This is a genomic window from Prevotella sp. P3-122 (genome assembly GCF_002251365.1).
Lineage (GTDB): Bacteria > Bacteroidota > Bacteroidia > Bacteroidales > Bacteroidaceae > Prevotella.
In genome coordinates this window covers 86,328-108,574 of the sequence record NZ_NPJH01000013.1, presented here as the reverse complement: position 1 = coordinate 108,574, position 22,247 = coordinate 86,328, and the positions used below count along the sequence as shown (strand labels likewise).

General features: G+C 49.7%; 12 protein-coding genes and 1 pseudogene. 12 read left to right on the top strand and 1 reads right to left on the bottom strand.

Annotation, left to right across the window (positions count from 1 at the left end; genetic code table 11):
- Positions 1-58 precede the first annotated feature (58 nt).
- The 8 genes from CIL02_RS02465 (at position 59) to CIL02_RS02430 (ending at position 13,284) form a co-directional block, all read left to right on the top strand.
- On the top strand, positions 59-2,476 hold the full coding sequence (locus tag CIL02_RS02465; RefSeq protein WP_240513501.1) for a TonB-dependent receptor: 2,418 nt from the start codon (positions 59-61) through the stop codon (positions 2,474-2,476).
- Between the two features lie 154 nt (positions 2,477-2,630).
- Positions 2,631-3,692, top strand: a complete 1,062-nt coding sequence (locus CIL02_RS02460; protein WP_094398965.1) for a mannose-1-phosphate guanylyltransferase — start codon at positions 2,631-2,633, stop codon at positions 3,690-3,692.
- 136 nt (positions 3,693-3,828) lie between these two features.
- Entirely contained in the window at positions 3,829-4,332 is a 504-nt protein-coding gene (locus CIL02_RS02455; protein ID WP_094398897.1) for an RNA polymerase sigma factor, read from the top strand.
- Between the two features lie 51 nt (positions 4,333-4,383).
- The gene (locus tag CIL02_RS02450) at positions 4,384-5,421 is read left to right on the top strand and encodes a FecR family protein (RefSeq protein ID WP_094398896.1); all 1,038 of its coding nucleotides are present in this window, start codon (positions 4,384-4,386) and stop codon (positions 5,419-5,421) included.
- A gap of 199 nt (positions 5,422-5,620) precedes the next feature.
- The gene (locus tag CIL02_RS02445; protein WP_094398895.1) at positions 5,621-9,190 is read left to right on the top strand and encodes a SusC/RagA family TonB-linked outer membrane protein; all 3,570 of its coding nucleotides are present in this window, start codon (positions 5,621-5,623) and stop codon (positions 9,188-9,190) included.
- Positions 9,191-9,217: 27 nt separating this feature from the next.
- On the top strand, positions 9,218-10,960 hold the full coding sequence (locus tag CIL02_RS02440) for a RagB/SusD family nutrient uptake outer membrane protein (protein ID WP_094398894.1): 1,743 nt from the start codon (positions 9,218-9,220) through the stop codon (positions 10,958-10,960).
- A gap of 18 nt (positions 10,961-10,978) precedes the next feature.
- Complete coding sequence (locus CIL02_RS02435; RefSeq protein WP_094398893.1) at positions 10,979-11,923, top strand: putative zinc-binding metallopeptidase; 945 nt, start codon at positions 10,979-10,981, stop codon at positions 11,921-11,923.
- Between the two features lie 23 nt (positions 11,924-11,946).
- Positions 11,947-13,284: a DUF4302 domain-containing protein gene (locus CIL02_RS02430; RefSeq protein WP_094398892.1), complete on the top strand. Its 1,338-nt coding sequence runs from the start codon at positions 11,947-11,949 to the stop codon at positions 13,282-13,284.
- A gap of 556 nt (positions 13,285-13,840) precedes the next feature.
- Here CIL02_RS02430 and CIL02_RS16920 read toward each other — a convergent pair.
- A pseudogene (locus CIL02_RS16920) lies at positions 13,841-13,974 on the bottom strand (IS1380 family transposase); the annotation flags it as partial.
- 322 nt (positions 13,975-14,296) lie between these two features.
- Between CIL02_RS16920 and CIL02_RS02420 the strand changes: the two are divergent.
- The 4 genes from CIL02_RS02420 to CIL02_RS02405 are packed head-to-tail and all read left to right on the top strand — an operon-like array spanning position 14,297 to position 22,236.
- Entirely contained in the window at positions 14,297-17,413 is a 3,117-nt protein-coding gene (locus CIL02_RS02420) for a TonB-dependent receptor (protein WP_094398890.1), read from the top strand.
- A 22-nt stretch (positions 17,414-17,435) separates the two neighbouring features.
- Positions 17,436-19,169, top strand: a complete 1,734-nt coding sequence (locus tag CIL02_RS02415; RefSeq protein WP_094398889.1) for a RagB/SusD family nutrient uptake outer membrane protein — start codon at positions 17,436-17,438, stop codon at positions 19,167-19,169.
- 21 nt (positions 19,170-19,190) lie between these two features.
- The gene (locus CIL02_RS02410; protein WP_094398888.1) at positions 19,191-20,693 is read left to right on the top strand and encodes a DUF4960 domain-containing protein; all 1,503 of its coding nucleotides are present in this window, start codon (positions 19,191-19,193) and stop codon (positions 20,691-20,693) included.
- Between the two features lie 4 nt (positions 20,694-20,697).
- Positions 20,698-22,236, top strand: a complete 1,539-nt coding sequence (locus CIL02_RS02405; protein ID WP_094398887.1) for a glycoside hydrolase family 32 protein — start codon at positions 20,698-20,700, stop codon at positions 22,234-22,236.
- Positions 22,237-22,247: the final 11 nt, after the last annotated feature.

The window sequence follows — 22,247 nt, the reverse complement described above, 5'->3', positions numbered from 1 at the left end:
AAATGAGGATTGTGCGCTCTGGTGTAAAATCATACCTTTGCACCAAAAATACAAAAGCATGAGAATACACATCCTTACGGCCTTCATTATGGCCACCATTACGTCATCAGCCACCCCGTCAACCGAGCAAGCCGTAACCCAGACCACAGCTCTTGACTCGTCACGCGTCTACGACATTGATGAGGTGACGGTAGTCAGGCAGTCAAAAGACCGCTTCCTGCTGCGCCGCCAGCCCATAAGCTCTACCATGCTCTCTGCTGCTGAGCTGGATGCTGCCCACGTCACCGACCTGCGTGGAGCGGCCACTTTCGTCCCCAACTTTGTCATGCCCAAATACGGCTCACGCTACACCTCGGCCATGTATGTGCGCGGTATCGGCTCACGTGTCAATTCCCCTGCTGTCGGAATATATTCCGACGGGATGCCGCTCATAGGAAAGTCGGCTTTCAACACCCGTTTCCACGATATCGCCCGCATCTATGTCATGCGCGGGCCACAGGGCACTCTCTACGGGCTGAATACCGAGGGAGGACTTGTGCGCATATATACCCGCAATCCGCTCACTGACCCCGGGACGGAGATTAGGGTAGGGGCGGGGACATATTCCAGCGCCGATGTCGATGTCACTACACGCCATCGTCTTTCCGACAAGGTCGGAATGTCACTAAGCGCGTTCTATTCCGCCGACGGTGGTTTCCTTACCAACAGCACCCTGGGGACCGATGCCGACAAGTCGCAGGAGGCTGGAGCACGCATGAAGTGGGTCATTGCTCCCACGGCAAACTCCTACGTCAACATCCTTGCCGACTACCAGTATACCCATCAGAACGCTTTCCCGTACGGCGAGCTAAACACATCCAACGGCCATCTGTCCGACCCCTCGACAAACCACGACGGCAAGTACCGCCGCAACATACTTAACGCTGCCGTCGAGGCTGGCTGCAAGCTCGGCGACATGAGCCTCGTCTCCACCACCTCCTACCAGCATCTCTACGACTTCATGACCATGGACATCGACTATATGCCGCAGGACTTCATGCTTATGACAGAACGCCAGAGGCAGAACGCGATAACGCAGGAGCTGGTGTTGAAAAACAACGACAGGGGGATGTGGAGATGGACAACAGGCATTTTCGGCAGTCAGCAATGGCTGCATACCAATGCTCCGGTATATTTCAACAGTGACATGGACCGTTTCCTTTCCGAGAACATCCGCAAGCCTATGTATGCCGCCATGCTCAACTCCTTCACACAGAGGTTCGTAGGTCAGGGTATGCCCTACGAGGCCGCACAGCAGGCTGCCGCCACTGCCATAGAGCGGGCAGGGGGAGTGTGTGTCGATGCCGACATGAATGATGTCCCCGGGATCTTCGACACTCCCACTCTCAATCTCGGTCTCTTCCATGAGACAACGCTTCTGCTCAGCAGCCGCCTCACTGCGACTCTCGGCCTGCGCTACGACTGGAACCGCACGGACATAGACTATCAGACCAGTGCGGCTATGGACTGCGCAGTCAGCGTAATGGGACGCACCGAGACCATACGCATCGCCTCGTCGCTCTCCGACAATGCCCACCGCTCTTGGGGACAGCTGTTGCCGAAGCTCGCCCTTGCGTATACCATCGACGGCAACAACAGCAACCTCTATGCCACCATAGCAAAAGGCTACCGTGCCGGGGGCTTCAACATACAGATGTTCTCCGACATACTGCAGACGGAGCTGAGCAGCCATAGCAACAGCCGCCAGAGCATAGACATAGAACACACCGAACAGGATTACCAGAACATCATCAGCACCATATCCTACGAGTCTGAGACAAGCTGGAACTATGAGTTGGGCACACACCTCAACCTCCCCTCTGGACGCATCCGGATAGACGCCGCCGCCTACCTCATGCAGGTACGCAACCAGCAGCTCTCCGTGATGGCCGGCACCTACGGCTTCGGACGCATGATGGTGAATGCCGGACGTTCCACGAGCTATGGCCTTGAGGTGTCGCTGCGCGGCCACGCCCTCTCAGACAGGTTGACGTATTCGGCAAGCTACGGCTTCACCCACGCCACCTTCCGCCATTACACCGACAGCCTGCAGACTGCCGACGGCGTCAAGGCCGTTGACTACCGTGGCCGCCACGTACCCTTCGTGCCACAGCACACCTTCGCCTGTACCGCCGACTGGCTCATACCTCTGTCCTTAGCTCCCCTGCGCTCGCTTACTGTAGGCGCCAGCGTGTCAGGACAAGGACGCACATGGTGGGACGAGGCCAACACCGTAAGCCAGAAGGCATACGCAACGCTCGGCTCGCACCTGCTCCTCGACTTCGGCAGGGTTACTGTCGACATCTGGGGCACCAATCTTACCAACTCGCGCCATGCCACATTCGCCGTGGGCAGCCAGGCTACAGGCGCCACACGATGGTTCGCACAGAAGTCACAACCCATAAGGTTCGGGGCCGACCTCAGAGTAAGACTATAGCCCACGGGCAACAGCCTCCCTGCCTACAATAGATTTATACGTCAAAACAATATACCCGCAAAAAATCATCGCTTTTTTTTGCGGGTATTCATATTTTTTATGCTACCTTTGCAAACAGGTATGATATTTTATGAATTATAATACATTTCAGCTAATGGCAAAGATAACCAATCATCTTGTGATAATGGCTGGCGGAGTTGGCAGCCGTTTCTGGCCTATGAGCACAGAAGAGAAACCCAAGCAGTTTATTGACGTGCTCGGCGTGGGCCGCTCACTCATGCAGCTCACCTACGACCGTTTCGAGGGTATCTGCGACCCGGAGAACGTGTGGGTGGTCACCAACCGCAAGTATGCGGACATTGTCCACCAGCAGCTCCCGGAGATACCCGTCGGGAACATCCTGCTCGAACCCTGCCGCCGCAACACCGCGCCATGCATAGCCTACGTCAGCTGGCGCATAAAGAAGAAAGACCCAAAGGCCAACATCGTCGTAACGCCAAGCGATCACCTTGTGGCCAATCCGCAGGAATTCCGGAGAGTGATAACACAGTGCCTGAAGTTCACTGGCGAGACCGACGCCATAGTCACCCTTGGTATGAAGCCCACACGCCCCGAGACAGGCTACGGCTACATACAGGCCGACCTCAGTACCAGCTCGCCACGCAACAAGGAGATATTCCGTGTGGACAGGTTCCGCGAGAAGCCAAACCTGGAGACTGCGCAGAAGTACATCCAGGAGAGCAATTTCTTCTGGAACGCGGGCATCTTCCTCTGGAACGTGGAGACCATCGTCAACGCCTTCCGTGTCTACCAGCCATCGCTCAGCAAGGTCTTCGAGGGTATGCTCGACATCCTTGGCACACCGCAAGAGCAGGAAACCGTAGACCGCCTGTACCCCGAATGTGAGAACATCTCCGTAGACTATGCCATCATGGAGAAGGCCGAGGAGATATTCGTCTGCCCTGCCGACTTCGGATGGAGCGACCTCGGCACCTGGGGCTCCCTGCACGAGCAGACACCACGCGACCTCTACGGCAACGCATGCATAGGCCAAAACATAAAAATGATAGAAAGCCACAACTGCATAATCCATGCCACGGGACAGAAAAAAGTCGTAGTACAGGGACTCGACGGATACATCGTAGCAGAGAAAGACGGCACACTGCTCATCTGCAAGCTCAGCGAGGAGCAGAGAATAAGACAGTTCCAGGAATAGAAGTTTATTCTGTTTAGGGGGTGTTCTATAGGGGGGATAGTCTGGCCATAAGAACACTCCCTAAAATGATATAACTAAGTCGAAGGTCAAAGGTCAAAGATTGTAGCCCCCTAATTCACAATTCGTAATTCAGTAAATGGACAAACGCCAGTTCGAGATTGTTTTCCGACAGCAATATTCATCCTTATATCATGTAGCTCTCCGGTACCTTCAGGACGGAGAGCTTGCCAAGGATATGGTTAGCGAAGCCTTCATGGCAGCATGGTGCAGGCGTGACGATATTGATGGTACAAAACTCGAAAACTATCTGCGAGCCTGCGTAAGAAACAAGTGCCTCTCGCAGCTTGCCAAACCGCAGCCAAGCACTACCGCTATTGACAAGCAACTCGTCGCACTAATGGCCGATGACAACGACTCAGAGTGGTTGTTGCGCGAGCAAAGGCTTACTGCCATGGAGAAGGCTGTCAGCAACTTGTCACCGCGAAGCAGGCATGTGCTTGAGAGATGCTATTATCAGCATCAAACCTATAGACAAGTGGCCGACGAGCTTGGCATAACCACTGATGGAGTTAAAAAGCACATTACTAAAAGCATGGCTGTGTTGAGAAACTGTTTTAACATTATTAAAGAGAAAAAGTAGTGCCCGATTTGTATCATTTATAGTCATTATATAAAGTGTGTTTTGAAAATAATGGAAGAAATCAGTACTTTTGACGTTAATGAGACAGTCCCTGACAGCTCATTGCCTAATGATACAGAGCAAGACTTGCTCCTCGAGTTTTTCTTGAGACGCGACAATCCCTGTCCCAATATTGATGAGGAATGGCAGAAGTTCAGTCAGCTCATAGACAATGGAAAGTCATCCTCACGCCGCTATACTCCTGTATGGTGGCTGTGTGGAGCTGTGGCCGCTTGTTTAGCCGTTATGTTCGTAATGTCGTATCATTCCAATATTACTCATCCTTCAGGGAAAGAGGTACTTGCAGCTATTGATAACGATAGTAATGTTACGATGAAACGTGGTGATGACGAGCCTCTTGTGGTTGAGGAAAATGTTTTGGCTTTTGGCAAGGGTTCTTCACTGCATGGCAATAATAATTCTAAAGTAGTGATAAAGACCCCTCGCGGACATGAATGCGAGCTCACTCTTTCCGATGGTACAACAGTTTGGCTCAATGGCGAGAGCTCATTGGAGTTTCCGCAGTCGTTTACAGGAAAGGAGCGTAGAGTGCGAATGACAGGTGAGGCATATTTTGATGTTGCCAAAGATGCCCGCCATCCTTTTATTGTTGACAACGATTTCTTCTCGACAAGGGTTCTTGGTACCTCTTTCCTCATGAGGGCATATTCTCGGAACGATGCCAGCGTTACACTTGTTGAGGGCAGTGTCAACATGCAAAGTGATGATTCCCGTGAATACAGGCTTCAGCCAGGCATGATGGCTCAGTTGGGTGCAAACGGCTTCGATATTACGAGCGTCGACACCTATCCTGTAATTCAGCGCCGTGCAGGCTATCTGTATTTTGATAATGAGCCATTGCTGAACATTATGGTAGAGCTGGGCCGATGGTACAACAAGACGGTTGTATTCGAGAACGAGGCGGCCATGCAGATACGCCTGCATTTCGTAGCAGAGCGTGTGCAGACCATAGAGGAGGTTGTTGAGGCGCTGAATGAGATGGACGGTTTCGTAGTAGAACTTTCCGATGCAGAGATAACAGTAAGATGACATCAGCCTTTTTTTCATCCAGCGTTGATGACATCTCTTTGACTAAAACGACAGTAATAATTTGGTATATCTATACAAAACGATTATTATTTGAGATTTTTTATAGAAAAGTGGTACCCATTCCGCAAAAGTTGTGTCTATAGTGTAAAGCGTACCCCCGACGCAACAAACATTTTTCATTCAAATAATAATCTTTCGTATGGACAAACGCAAAACCTACAGGATGATTTTCTGTCTTTGCCTGTTTCTCTTCTTTCAGGTGACAGACGTCTTGGCGCAAGGAAAAAAGATTTCGTTGCGCTGCAACAACATTCCGTTGCCTACAGCCCTTAACAGGGTGGAACAGCAGTCGGGCTATTTCAAGATTCACTACAGTTACAGTGATGTTAGCAACTACAGGGTAACAGCTGACATTAAGGATAAGGAAGCCCCCGAGGCCGTTATGCAGCTCCTTGGAGGTCTGCCTTTCCAGATGAATGTTAAGGGAAAGTTTATTCAGGTAAAGAAGGGAGAGGCCGTCCAGTTAACTCATGATGCCAATGTTGCCAAGGGTAAGCTTATGGATACCAACGGCGAACCGCTCATAGGAGCATCGGTTAAAGTTGTCGGAACACATAATGCCACCGTTACCGACATAAACGGTTGCTACGAGCTGCAAGACGTAAGCCCCACCGACGTGCTCGAATATTCATATATCGGTATGAAGCCCTACAAGCGCAAGGCTGGAAGCAAGCCAGTGAGCATCATTCTCGAAAGCGACATCAACACCATTAGTGACGTTGTCGTGACAGGTATACAGAAGATGGACAAACGACTGTTCACCGGTTCCACAACATGGATAGACGCACAGGACGCAAAGCTCGACGGTGTACCCGACATTAGCCGCTCGCTCGAAGGACGTGCTGCAGGTGTGTCCGTACAGAACGTGACGGGTACATTCGGTACCGCCCCACGCATTCAGGTACGCGGCGCAACCTCTATTTATGGCAACAGCCAGCCGCTGTGGATAGTAGACGGTGTGGTTCAAGACAATGTGATAGAGGTAAACACCGACGAGCTGTCGTCGGGTAATGCCGAGACACTCCTTTCGTCAGCCATAGCCGGACTCAATGCCGACGATATAGAGAGTTTCCAGATACTTCGTGACGGCTCCGCGACATCTATATATGGTGCACGTGCCATGGCGGGCGTTATCGTCATCAACACCAAGAAAGGCCACACTGGAAAGACCAACATAAACTACACAGGCGAGTTTACCATGCGTCTGAAGCCCAGCTATGACAACTTCAATATCATGAACTCGCAGGAGCAGATGTCCGTTTATCAGGAACTGCAGAAGAAAGGCTATCTTAACCCTGCCGATGTGGTCAACGCATCCAAGAGCGGTGTATACGGCACGCTTGCAAAGCTTGTCGCTTCGGGCGAGGTTGAGAATACCGATGCAGGACGTAACGCATGGCTCAGACAACAGGAATACAGAAACACCGACTGGTTTGACCTGCTCTTCAGCAACAGCATCATGCAGAACCATTCGGTAAGCATCTCCACAGGAACGGAAAAGAGCCAGCACTATGCCTCCATAAGCCTTATGGACGATCCGGGATGGTACAAGCAGAGCAGGGTGAAGAGATATACCGCAAACCTCAACTCGACATTCAATTTCTCGCAGAAGCTCAAGGTACAGCTCATAGCCAACGCCTCGTCTAGAGCGCAGAAGGCACCTGGCACCAACAATTCGGAAATGAACATCGTAAGCGGAGAAGTGACACGCGACTTCGACATCAACCCTTACTCCTTCGCACTCAACACCTCACGCGTGCTCGACCCGACAGAGTCCTACACACGCAACTATGCCGCCTTCAACATCTTCAACGAACTTGCCAACAATTATATTGACCTTAACACACACGAGTTCAAGATGCAGGGACAGGTAACCTATAATCCTATCGAAGGTCTCGAGCTCAATGCAGTAGGTGCTGTAAAGCGTTCCTCGTTTGCCTCGGAACACAATGTGACCGAAGACTCAAATGAGGCAAACGCATACAGAGCCATGGATAACACACTTATCAGAGATACCAACCCTTATCTCTGGACCGACCCTACCAATCCTTATGCAGTGCCAGTCTCAGTGTTGCCATACGGTGGTATCTACCAGCGTAGCGACTATCGCATGACATCATGGGACTTCCGTGCCACTGCCGCCTACAACAAGATTTTTGCCGACACACACATCATGAACCTCTTTGCCGGACTGGAAAGCAATGAGCTGAAACGTGACAAGACCTGGGTGCGCACCTATGGACGCATCTACGGCTTTGGCAACATTGCCAACTACGACCCGACGGTATTTGACAAGCTGAAGCAGGAAGGCGGTGACTACTTCACCGTCAGCAAGGCTATGGAAAGAACGGCTGCCTTTTTCGGCAATGCCACCTATTCTTATAAGGGGCGTTACATCGTGAACGGTACGCTGCGCTATGAAGGAACCAATACCCTTGGCAAGGACCGCACGAGCCGCTGGCTGCCTACATGGAACGTGTCGGGTGCATGGAACGCTCACGAGGAGAAATGGTTCGACAGCCTGAAGCCATGGATGTCGCACTTTACACTGAAAGGTTCCTATTCGCTCACTGCCGACCGCGGACCGTATAACATCAGCAACTCAAGTGCCATCATCAACAGTCTCGTGACATGGCGTCCAGACGGAGCTGACCAGGAGACAGCACTCGGCATAACCGAACTTGGCAACTCGGAACTTACCTACGAGAAGAAGCACGAGCTGAGCCTTACTGCCGACATGGGCTTCCTGAACAACCGCATCAACATGGAAGTGAGCTGGTATCGCCGTAATAACTACGATCTCATAGGTGCCATCACCGTACAGGGCGTTGGTGGCGAGCTCGACAAGTTTGGTAACATTGCCGACATGAAGTCTGGTGGCTTTGAACTCTCTCTTTCCACCAAGAACATCAAACTCAAGGATTTCGAGTGGAACACCACGTTCCTCTACTCCCACCAATATAATAAGGTGAAGAACCTGAAGAACACCTCGCGCATCATCGACCTTGTGCATGGCAATGGCTTTGCACTCGAAGGCTATCCTGTACGCTCCATCTTCTCCATTCCTTTCAACAAGCTAAATGGTGAAGGTATACCAACATTCAACGTCGCCGAAGGCAAGACAACCATCGACGGCATCAACTTCCAGGAGTATGCTGACCTCAGCTGGCTGAAGTACGAGGGCTCTTCAGACCCTACCGACTACGGCTCGCTTGAAAACACCTTCAAGTACAAAGGTCTGCGCCTGAGTGTCTTCATCGTATACTCATTCGGCAACGTAGTGCGTCTTGACCCTGTCTTCTCCAACACCTACAACGACCTTGTGGCGACACCTCGCGAGTTCAACAACCGTTGGTCGTCGGCAGGTGAGGAAAATCGCACATCGGTACCGGTGATACCGTCAGTACGCCAGAACTTCCTGAACCCCAACCTCTCCATTGCCTACAACGCATATAACTATAGCAGTGAGCGCATTGCCAAGGGCGACTTCGTACGCATGAAGGAGATATCTCTCGACTATACCTTGCCAAAGAAGTGGCTCATGCCACTCGGCATCAACTCGGTAAACCTGAAGCTGCAGGCAACAAACCTCTTCCTCATCTATGCCGACAAGAAACTCAACGGCATGGACCCCGAATTCTTCAACACTGGCGGTGTGGCATCACCCATGCCCAAGCAATATACGTTTACCGTCAGATTAGGTTTCTAACAATATTCGAACATAAACAGAACAACAATGAAAACACTATATAAACATCTTTGTGCCTGCTCCGTGCTTGCTATGTCGCTCACGGCTTGCAACGACTTTCTGGATGCTACGCCCGACAGCCGTATCAATGTAGACAACGAAGAGAAGGTGCAGGCCATGCTCGCTACAGCCTACCCACAGGCATCATTTGTAAGAGTGACCGAGCTTGCCTCCGACAATGCCGACGATATCAATGGCGATCTCAACGGCAATTATGACCGCTTCTCAGAACAGTGCTACCGCTGGCAGCCTGTTACGGAAAGCGATAATGAGAACACGGCCATGATATGGCAGGACTACTATTCTGCCATAGCATCCGCCAACCACGCCTTGGCTGCCATAGAGAAGATGGGCGGTGCCACCACCGAGAAACTGAAGGCGCTGAAGGGCGAGGCTCTGCTTTGCCGTGCATACGCACACTTCGTCCTGACCAACATCTTCTGCATGAACTACTCTAAGCAGTTCAGCAACACAGACCCCGGTATTCCATACACTACCGAGCCAGAGACAACACTCGACCCGAAGTACGACCGAGGCACCGTTGCCCACGACTACGAGATGATAGAGAAAGACCTCCTCGAAGGCATGTCGCTTATGAGCGACGCCATCTATTCCGTGCCACGCTATCACTTCAACTCCAAGGCCGCCTACACATTCGCCTCACGCTTCTACCTCTTCTACCAGAAGCCTGAAAAGGTCATAGAATATGCCACCAAGGCTCTTGGCAGCAACCCGCAGGAAGTAATGCGCGACTACGACGCAATGAAGGATATGCCTACCGACAACATGCAGCCACGCTCCATGCAGTATGCCTCGGCAAAGGAAAAGGCCAACTTCCTTCTGTTGCCGGTATATTCTACCGACCAGTTCTATTTCAGCGGATATACCATCATGGGCTCAAGGTTCAACAACAACAGCTACATCGGACAGGCCGAACAGTTCTTCGCCACACCTTGGGAACCAGACAACGCCACGGCAAGGGAGTCACAGCAGATGTTCCGCTTCTACTGGTTCTACAGTCAGTCAAAGAACCTCTTCTGTCTGCCCAAGCAGCCTGTGTACTATGAGCAGTATGGCACCACCAACAACACAGGCTACTATCGTACAGTGGTCGTAGCCCTCAAGGCGGAAGAGGCGTTGCTCAACCGTGCCGAAGCCTATGCACTGTTGGGAAAATACGACGAGGCTCTTGCAGACATGACCATGTGGACAAAGAACTTCGTCTCCGATAAGGTGAAGTACAATACCTATAAGTACGACGAAAACTGGAACTACATCTATGACGAGCAGCAGATAGAAAACGAGATAACGATGGCTTCCATACGCAAGTGGGTTGCCAAGTATGACTACTACCGTCCTGAAAGACCTCTGCCTCGCAAACACCTCAACCCCGACTGGGTGACTCTTGAGGAAGGCAGCGACAAGGAGAACATCATCCAGTGTGTGCTCTTGCTTCGCCGTCTGGAGTTCCTGCACGAAGGCATGCGGTGGTTCGACATCAAGCGCTACGGCATAAAGATATACCGTCGTGAGATTAACACATCAATGAACATGCTTGCTCTTACAGACAGCATGGAGTACCGTGACCCGCGACAGGCCATACAGTTGCCGTTCGAGGTGCAGGGAGCAGGACTCGTGCCTAACGCACGTCCTACTGCCGACGAAGAGAAGGCAGAGCTAAATACATGGTCGGCAAGCATGGCAGACCGCATACTATACCTAACCAAGTAAAGACAAGGAGAACATAATATGACAAACATAAAGAATATTCTACGGTTGATGGTTCTGGCTGCTGTTGCCTTTACCATGCAGTCATGCTCTGACGAGCCAGACGTAGACTACGGCATCAGCGTGATAAAGGACACGCAGACTCCACAGAACGACCTCGACAAGTGGCTCTACGAAAACTACGTGAAGCCATACAACATAGAACTGCGCTACCGCTGGGAGGACAACGAGACAAGCATGAACTACATACTCGTGCCTCCTACATACAAGAATGCGGTGCGCATGGCAACCCTGCTGAAATATATTTGTTTCGACTCTTTCGACGAGGTGACAGGAAGCAAGAAATTTATCCACGACAACTTCCCGAAACTCGTACACCTCGTAGGCAACCCGGGATGGAACACCAACAGCTCCATGACGCTCGGCTCGTCGGAAGGTGGCTACAAGATTAACCTCTGGTACGTCAACCACCTGGGCGACGTGGTATACGAGAACTGGGTGCCTAAGGACAGCGTGATACGCGACCGTACGGAGCTGAACAAGATTTTCTTCCATACCATAATCCATGAGTTCGGGCACACCTTCCATCAGAAAGTCGCCTATTCTACGGAGTTCAACCAGATTACCGGCAACAACTATCTCGGTGGTATGTACACCTCTGAGTTTGCAAGCCCCGACGACCCGCAGATACAGGCGCTTGGCTTCGTGACGGCCTACGCGGCCTACAGCGCCGACGAAGACTTTGCCGAGACATTCTCGACGTATGTGTGCAGCACCAAGGACGAATTCCAGGCCTTGACAGACCGGGCAGGCAACAGCGGCAGCGGAAAGATTACGGCCAAGCTGCGCTTGGTGAAGGAGTATTTCTCCAAGAACTGGAACCTTGACATCGACGCGCTGCGCGATGCCGTTCAGGAACGCGAGGCAAAGGTGAAAGAGGTGAACTTCGATGATATCAGTATGTAAACTATCGTAAACAGAAAACACTTATGAAAAAGATATTCAATATATTGGCATGGGGAACAATGGCGGCATCTATGCTTACATCGTGCCAGATGATGGAGGACGACGTGTTTGACATTGACCCTGCAACACGTCAGGACAACTGGATGGCAGACTACCGGAGGGTGTTCAACAACAATGAATATGGCTGGGCTCTCTATACCGACAATCCTACCTACGGCAGACATCCGGGTGTGTATACGTATGCGGTAAGATTCGACCAGGACTACTGCACCTTCTACAACTCGCTGTCTACACGACGCATACCCAACGTGTCGACACTCGACAGCATACAGAGCACTTACTCGTTCAAGATGGACAACGGCATAGTACTCTCGTTCGATACCTACAACGGATTCTTCCACTACTATGCCGACCAGTCGCAGTATTTCGCACAGGACCTGCAGGCCGACTTCGAGTTCTGTCTCGACCGATACTCTGAAAACGAAGATACCATCTTCGGACGCGGAAAGACCAAGCAGCTGCCGTTCATGATGATAAAGATGAAAATGCCTGGCGATGAATACCAGAGGCTCAGCGACGAGATTACGGCTACGTATTCGCCCTACGACTGTGCCTTCGTATGTGCCGGCGATACCGTGCAGGCACGGTTCCTCAGCGGCTACCAGAACTTCATGCTTATCTATCCCGACAAGGAAGACGGGCCAAAGGTGGAACATCTCTATTCGTACGGAAACCTCGTCGACGGCATCTACCTGCTCGAGAACATAGAGTACAAAGGACATATAATAAAAGAGATGAAGCTGACGGAGGAGAAAGACGGATATGTAGACCACCTTACAGGTGCCCGCATCATACCGAGACCCTATGCCGACTACTTCGTCGATGACGCCGACAGCTACGACGACCGTTTCTTCGGCTACAGCTGTCTCGGTACATACACACAGGGCGAGTGGGACAAAATGAGGACGGCCCTGAACAACAGTAAATACAAGCCGACAAACCTGTACAGCATCACATTCAACCCCGACGGCAAAGGAAAAACTGTCCTTACGGTCAATATGTGGTACGGCAACGGTGAAATACACTTCCCGTTCGAGATAAAGAAAATGGGAATGGACAGAATAGCGCTGAAATATACAGGCACAGAACATTCTGGACTTGGCTACACCATCTATGACCTTGGCTTCAAGTATGTCATCGACGCCATAGCCACAACCGACGAATGGCGTACATACAAGATTGTGCCAACGAGCGGCACGTCAATGTCACCATCCGAATTCCAGCTCGTGGACGAAAGCAATCCAGAGAACAGCATACTCTTCAAGAGATACTTCAGATATTACTATAGCTTCTGGGATTAACAGCAGTTTGTTGTATTGGATTAAACACAATCATGAAAATGAAAAGGATAACACCAGACTATTGCTTATAGGTAACTCAGATTGTTACTTAGGGTAACACTTCAATTGTATAGAAACAATTGGCTAACCAACAGCCGGTCGCAACAGTGGTAGCGTCCGGCTGTTTATAGTTTTCTAGCCTTATCCTTCGGACAGTCGCCGTTTGTTACGGCTCTGTAGAAAAACATGGGAAAGGATTCAAAATGAAGGCCACTTTCAAAGCAAACGTTTGCAGGAGCAGATGCAAAGCTTTGCGTTGGCGTTTGCAAAGCTTTGCGTTGGCAGTTGCAAAGCTTTGCGTTGGCGGTTGCAAAGTTTTGCGTTCACCACCAGTCCGTCGCAATGCCCTTTGCCCCGTCATAGGTGGTTGTTGGTTATCTAAACCCAAAATCCATGTAATCTGTCACATCGGCTTGTTTTTGCTCCTGGACTGCAGCGTAACAAAGCATCACTGCCTGACATACGAAAACTAATTCTTAAATCCGCGGCCACCCTTATAAAAAAACACAAAAACAATATAACCATACAGCTCACAATAATACTAAGGGTAGAATCTATGACGGATGAGTGATTTGAGTCAAATTGTTCCATAATCGAAATTATTCCACCAAAAGGAGTGGGCTTCCCTGTTTTTATTACTATTTTTGCCATGTCTGCTGGGGTGTTATATATTTTTTGATTTGCAGCACTATGAAAGTTAAAAACGAAATATGTCTCAATGCTTAACGGTAATGTTGCATAATATGACAATCCATCAAATCCCTCAAACCTTAGTCCTCCGACCTCCGCCCTTTGACCTCCGCCCTTTGACCTCCGCCCTTTGACCTCCGCCCTTTGATAAATTTCGTTCGTTTCCTATAAAATTTGATACATAGAAACAAAATTTGCATCAGATGAACGTTTTTTTAGCTATATTTGTAGTCGTCACATTTATCTTTGCAGCAGTTTTCTTAAACTTTCACTAAAATCCTAAATGAAGCATTTACAAAAATTTATCGCAAGTGCGCTATTGGCAATGGTCAGTACCATTATGTGCGCACAGAAGATTGAGGTTAGCGGAACTGTTGTCGACCCGAATGGCGAGACTATCATCGGTGCCTCAATTATGGAGAAGGGAACGACGAACGGTACAGTTACCGATTTTGACGGAAACTTCAAGTTGACAACTGCAAGCGGAGCCAAGATTGTAGTAAGCTACATCGGCTTCATGACTCAGGAGCTGAACGCGGAGCCCACGATGAAAATCGTGCTCAAGGAAGATGCCCAGAGCCTTCAGGAGGTGGTGGTGACCGGTTACACCACACAGCGCAAGGCTGACCTGACTGGTTCGGTGGCTGTTGTGCAGACAAAGGACCTCAAGACTTCTTCCGACAGCGACCCCATGAGGGCGTTGCAGGGAAAGGTGGCTGGTATGACCGTTACCACCGATGGCTCGCCTTCAGGAACGGGTACCGTGCGCATCCGTGGTATCGGCTCGTTCAACTCTTCTCAAGACCCACTCTTCGTTATCGACGGTGTGCCCACAACTGCCACCCTCAACTCTCTTAACATGAACGACATCGAGAGCATGCAGGTGTTGAAGGATGCCGCCTCGGCTTCTATCTATGGTTCGCGCGCCGCCAACGGTGTTATCATCATTACTACGCGCAAGGGAAAGAAGGGCGAAAAGGTGAAGATCGACTTCTCTGCCAACCTCACTGCACAGTTCTACACATCGCAGTCGACAATGGACTTGTGTAATTCGGCAGAGTATGCAACCGCAATGGCTCAGGCAGCACTAAACGATGGTCTCGACCCGGTAGCTTACGCAAGCAACTATGGTCTTAACCTCAATGCCACACAAGGTATCGGTATCAAGGCATACGACCCTAAGACCGGTCAGTATAACAACTACACCGTGAATGGTCTGTATGACGGATTTATCAACTCCAAGAAGACCATGCGTTTCAGCGATACCGACTGGCTCGACGCTATCTCACGCACTGGTTTCTCACAGAGCTACGACTTGTCTATATCCAATGCTACCGACAAGTATTCAGCCCTTATGTCGTTGGGTTACAAGAAGAACAATGGTATCTTGAAATATACCGATTTCGAGAACTTCTCTGGACGTGTGAACACCAGCTATAATATCAACAAGCTTGTCACCATCGGAGAGAACCTTACCATAAGCTACACGAACCAGGTGAACAGCTTCCCAATGGAGAATGCACTTAAGATGTCGCCTACAGTGCCTGTATATGAGGAAGACAACGAGACATTCGCTGGTCCTGTGGGTGGTATGAGCGACCGTCAGAACCCATTGCGTGAACTCTATCACAACCGCGACAACAGACTGAAGGTATGGCGTGTGTTCGGAAATGCCTATATCGACATCAAACCAATCGAAGGACTCGTGTTGCGCTCAAACTTCGGTATCGACTACGACCAGGGCTTCATCCACTCGGTGAATTACACCTTCCACTCAGATGTGGTGAACAACTCAACTCCAAGCACCACTCTCAGTGAGGCAAACGATATGAAGTGGACATGGTCAAACACCGCCAACTACAACTTCACATTGTGGAAAGACCATCATTTCGGTGTGCTCCTCGGTATGGAGATGCACCATCAGGGCCGTGACGAGTTCTCTTCTTATGCCGAAATGTTCGACCTTGAGACATATAAATATATGTGGCCAGACGCAGCTACAGGTACTGAGCGTGCAACAGGTATTGCCAGTGGCTACAACCTCGTGTCTTTCTTCGGCAAGGCAGACTACAACTGGAAAGACCTTGTCCTTGCATCGTTCACCATACGTCGTGACGGTAGCTCCCGCTTCGGACGCAACAATCGCTATGGTACATTCCCCGCAGCAACCCTTGGTTATCGTCTTTCGCAGAACCTGAAGAAAGACTGGCTCGACGACTTGAAGATTCGTCTCTCTTGGGGTGAAACAGGTAACCAGGCCATATCCAACAATGCCCGCTATGGTCTTTATATTGCCGACTATGGCAACGACCGCGTCACTTCTACCGCCTACGACCTCTATCTTCAGGGCTCTGGTATCTTCCCCTCAGGATTCCGCGCCATCCAGACTGAGAATCCTAACTTGAAGTGGGAGACCACCATCCAGTATAACGCCGGTATCGACTTCGCCCTGTTCAACAACGAGCTCTACGGTACTGCCGATATCTATCTCAAGAAAGTTGAGGACATGCTTATCCAGCCTGCTTATCTCGCATCGCTCGGTGAAGGCGGCGCATCATGGAGCAATGGTCCTTCTCTTGAAAACTGGGGTATGGAGTTCACGGCCGGATATCGCCACACTACAGCTTACGGACTAGGTTACAATATCAGCGGAAATCTCGACTTCTTCCGTAACCGCGTGACTTATCTGCCCGAGACAACAACCGGTTCTTACGTACATACCACCACAGAGAACCTCGTTCAGGCAAAGAAGCCTTATGGCTCAATCGTAGGATATGTTGTTGACGGACTCTATCAGAACCGTGAGGAGGTGCTTGCATGCGGTCAGGAGAACGCACGCGTCGGAGGTCTGAAGTATGCCGACCTCAATGGTGACGGACGTATCAATGCCGACGACCAGACATGGATCTTCAATCCGGTGCCAAACTTCTCTTGGGGTCTGAATGTATCACTCAACTACAAGGATTTCGACCTCTCAATGTTCTTCCAGGGTGTTTGCGGTGTTGACATCTACAACAACCAGAAGTTCCAGACCGACTTCTACAGTATCACCGATGCAGGTAGCAACAAGGGTAACCGTATGCTTCAGGCATGGACACAGGACAACACCTCTTCCACTATCCCAGCTCTTACCACCAACAATACCGGTGACGAAGGTCGTGCCTCTACATATTATGTTGAGCATGGTTCATGGTTGAAGTTGCGCTCACTGCAGATTGGTTATAACATGCCGTCGAGTCTGCTTAAGAAAGTCAATATGACAAGCGCACGTTTCTATGTATCTGGACAGAACATCTTCACTCTCAAGTCTGATGGATTTACAGTTTCTGACCCTGAGAACCCCAATTGGGCATATCCACATGCCACATCAGTGTCATTCGGTCTTCAGCTTGGTTTTTAATAACATATAATAATTTTAAGCAATGAAAAAGATATTCCAATATATACTTGTGGCAGTATCATTATTCTCTGTCACATCATGCGACAGCTTTATCGAGGTAGAGCCCGAGGGAGTTATCGATGAGCAGCTCGCTATGGAGAATCCCGACAAGATGGTCACTGCAGCCTATTCAATGCTCGGTGACTGCTGGTACACCTATCCGTTTAACCTCTGGCCATACGGCGACGTGGCAAGTGACGACTGTCTCAAGGGTGGTTCGGGAACGACCGACACAGGCTATCATCCCATGGAGATATGGTCAACCCTAACATCCACTCCTGGTGAATTTGATGAACTTTGGTATCGTCTATATTGCGCCATCTCACGCTGCAACCGTGCACTCGTTTCTGTAGCTGAATATGGTGAGGACAAACTTGGTGCCGAGACTGCAAAGCAGCGAGATGCTGAGGTCCGTTTCTTGCGTGCTCACTTCTATTTCAAGCTTTTGACAATGTTCCGTCAGATTCCTTGGATCGACGAGGAAGTGTATAAGAACAATGCACAGGAGCAGACCCGCAACGACGAGTTTACTTATGAGCAGCTCTTCCAGAAGGTTATCGATGACTTCAAGGTTGCCTACGACGTTCTTCCCGCAGAGCAGCAGGATGGAGGACGTGTCAACAAGATTGCTGCTGCAAGTTATCTCGCAAAGTGCTACCTCACTCTCGCTTGGGGTGACGGTTATGAGGCAACCAACGGTGTAAGCCACATTAACCAGGATTATATGAATAAGGTGGTGGAATATACCGATGTTGTGAAATCGTCAAAGTATGGTTATCTTGAGGACTTCGGTGACATCTTCCTGCCTGAGTACAAAAACTCTAAGGAAAGCATCTTTGCAGTACAGTGCTCCGACTATAAGGATGACAACACCACCTTCGGACGTGCTAACTGGAGCAACATGCTCAACGGTTGCTGGGGTATATGGTCATGCGGATGGGACTTCCACAAACCTTCTCAGAACCTCGTAAGCGCATTTAAGACAAAGGACGGTCTGCCTGATTTCGATAACTTCGACAAGACTATCGACTATCCTATAAATGGTGTTCCTACAGCACAGAAGTGGGATCCGCGCCTCTTCCACACAGTTGGTATGCCTACATTCCCCTATAAGTATGAGGAGTCTTACACCCTTACCAAGGACAACTCACGTACACCGAATACCTATGGCTACTATACCTCACTGAAGGAAGTGCCGCAGCGCTCAAAGGGTGAGACTTACAATAGCCCATGGCAGGCTTTTGATATGAACGACTATGTCTTCCGTTATTCTGACGTGATGCTGATGCGTGCCGAGGCTCTTATCGAGACTGGACAACTCGCAGAGGCTCGCACTATCATCAACGACATCCGCCAACGTGCCAAGAACTCAGTGGTAAAGCACATACAATATGCTGCTGACCAGTGCGAAATCGCTCTCTATCCCGACACATATTTCAAGGATAAGGAGACAGCACGCAAGTGTCTGCAGTGGGAGCGCCGCCTTGAGTTGGCTATGGAGAACGGCCGCTACTTCGACCTTCGTCGCTGGGGTATCGCCTCAAAGACTCTGAACGCATACTTCGAGACTGAGAAGAACGACGTTTACGACGGACAGACCTACGCACAGTATCTCAAGGATGCCCACTATACTCCAGGCAAGAACGAGTTCTATCCCGTGCCTTACAACCAGTTGTATTATGTTCCAGGACTCTATTCTCAGAACAAAGGTTATTAATTCAACAAAAGAGCAATACTTATGAAAAAGTTATCGATAATATTAATGACACTCATTGCATGTGTCATAACATCATGTCAGGACAACGAATTCGACCGCAGTGCGATGATTGTTGCTACACCTGACGCAGCAAATATTAACGGACAGCTTCAGGGCGACGACTATGTATGGTCGTGGCCCCAGCAGTCGGCCGACATTTCGATGAACGTTACCGTTTATCGCAATGGAACTCTTGCTTCTTCGGAGACCGTAAGCGGCACAAGCTATGCTCACAAGAACATCCCGACAAATGAGTCATACGAATATGTATTCAAGTTCACCGATGGTACAAACTTCTCTAAGGGTGTGGTGAAGACCTATACCCGTGAGGGAGCCTCAAGTATCTCGGGCATACAGATGCACCAGGTGGATAAGGCCGGAGGCTACGACGCGGTAGTGGAATGGAATAAGCCTGCCGATGCCTCAAGCGTCCAGTTTACCGCTACCAATGGCAAGCAGACAATATCTGAGACACTCTCTGCCAACAACACCATGTACACCATTCAAAATGTGGTTACAGGCGACACATGGACAGTAACACTCGTAGCTGTTAATGAAAAAGGTACATCTCTCGCATCAACCGCTTCGCTGAGAATTGGTAAGACTGCCATCGGTTTCCTCAGTGTTTACGACACTCCAGAGGAACTCGTTGAGAATGGTGATGACGACGAGGCTTCTGCATGGCTTTGGTTGCATGAGACATATCCATCAGCACAGTTCCTTCCGTTCTCTTCTATCAAGTCTGCTGATGATGTTGAGCCTTTCCGCGTACTGTTCTGGTTGCGCGACCTTGAAGGAGTTAGTGAGGGCGACGTTTGGACTATGCCTGATGTGGTAAATGGTGCAACTCCCGTAATCACCGAATGGTACAAGAACGGCGGAAGCTTGCTGCTTTGGAGTCACGCCACTGTATATGCCGGCTATCTCGGACGTATCAACCTCGACGACATGAAGGGCAACGACCATGCATTCGGATTTGGCATCGGTGGTATTAACAACGATGTATGGAGCATGGCAGTACAGCTTCATCCGGGCAGCCGCTTCACCAAGGACCACTCCGGTCATCCCATTTACAAGGGTCTTGAGGTGACAAGCAACGATCGTACAAAGCTCATTGCTTTCAAGGGTCCAGGTTGGACAGAAGACCATAACTGTCTCTACTTCAATCTCCCGTCGCTTTACACCGGTATTGGCAATCAAGAGGAAGCTTGCTATACACAGCTCACACAGACCTATGGTATCTATCCTCTCGGAACATGGGATTCACAAATTGACTGGGTATCTCAGATGAATGTTTGGGAAGCTCAGCAGGGCAACACCGATTTCAAGGGCACATTGCTCTGCATTGGTAACGGTGGTTGCGAGTTCTCAATGAAGAATCTGGATGGCACACCCGACAAGAGTGCTCATCCAAAGAACAACATCTATCAGGACAATGTCCTCACTTTGGCAAAGAACTCACTTGAATATCTAAAGACCAGATAATTGTATGAAGATACGTAAAAGCATTATAATGTTGGTAGCCGCTGCAATGGCGGCTACCTTCACCGGTTGTTCTGACGACGATTTCCAACAGGATTACAATCCGATTATTGACAATCCTCAAACGGAAGAGCCAACACCAGAAGAACCTGGTGAAGAAGTAACCAGCAGTCGCAACGAAAAATATCGTCCGCAGATACATTACACCCCAGCCAAAAACTGGATTAACGATCCCAACGGAATGATATATATAGATGGCACGTATCATCTCTATTATCAGTATAACCCTCAGGGCAATGGTTGGGGCAACCTCAGCTGGGGACATGCCACTTCTACCGACATGCTTCATTGGGAAGAGCAGCCAGTAGCTCTCCAGCCAGATGCTCTTGGTATGATTTTCTCCGGTTCTGCCGTATGTGACAAGGACAACACTGCAGGCTTTGGTGCTAATACCCTTGTTGCCATTTACACCTCTGCCGATGCTGCCCAGCAGCAGTCTATTGCCTATAGCAAGGATGATGGAAAGACATTTACCACGTATGAAGGCAATCCCGTAATCAAGAACAATGACGACAACCTCCGCGACCCGAAGGTGTTCTGGCATGAGGAAAGCAAGAAATGGATAATGTCACTTGCCAAGGGTTGGAAGAAAGGTATGGAAATCTGGAGTTCTTCCGATTTGAAGAACTGGACTAAGGAGAGTGAGTTCCTTGTAGAACTTGACGGACGTCCCAGCTTCCAGTGGGAATGTCCCGACCTCATTCCGTTTGACTACAATGGACAGCGCAAGTGGGTGATGCTCATCAGTGTAAATCCCTGTGGTCCTGTAATCGGTTCTGGAATGATGTATTTCGTAGGTGACTTCGACGGAAAGAAGTTCACACCTGATAATTTGAACTATCCGCTTTGGTTGGATTATGGTATGGATTTCTATGCTGGTGTTACTTGGAACAACACTGGTGACAGACATCTTCTGATTAGTTGGATGAACAACTGGCAATATGCCGATCGTGTACCTTGCGACCCATGGAGATCGGCCATGTCTTTGCCTCGCGAACTGAAACTCGTGGAGCATAATGGCACTCCGCATCTTGCATGCCCTGTGATAAGTGAAATCAGTGATATTGCTGATGATTGGAATGATGTGACATCTTCGTTTGACGCAAAGGATGCCTATCAGCTTCATCTCGAAATGGACCTTAGTGCCAACAGTACTATCACATTGAGTAACGCGCAAGGCGAAAAGTATTCTATTGATGTGAATGTTTCTACCCAGTCGCTTTCTGTACATAGAAATGCTTCTACTGGTGTTGCATCATTTGCCCCGACATTCTCTATTCCGACCATGAATGCTCCGTTGAATGCCACAGGCAACAAACTCTCTCTTGACTTCTATGTAGATCAGTCATCAGTTGAGTTGATTGCTTCCGACGGACTTACCTCAGTAACAAATCTCGTATTCCCACAGGCATTATATAACACACTTTCAGTTAGTGGTGCCAATTATGAGGCAAAGGTGAGAAACCTGCGTCGTGTGTGGAAATAAATTACCATTAT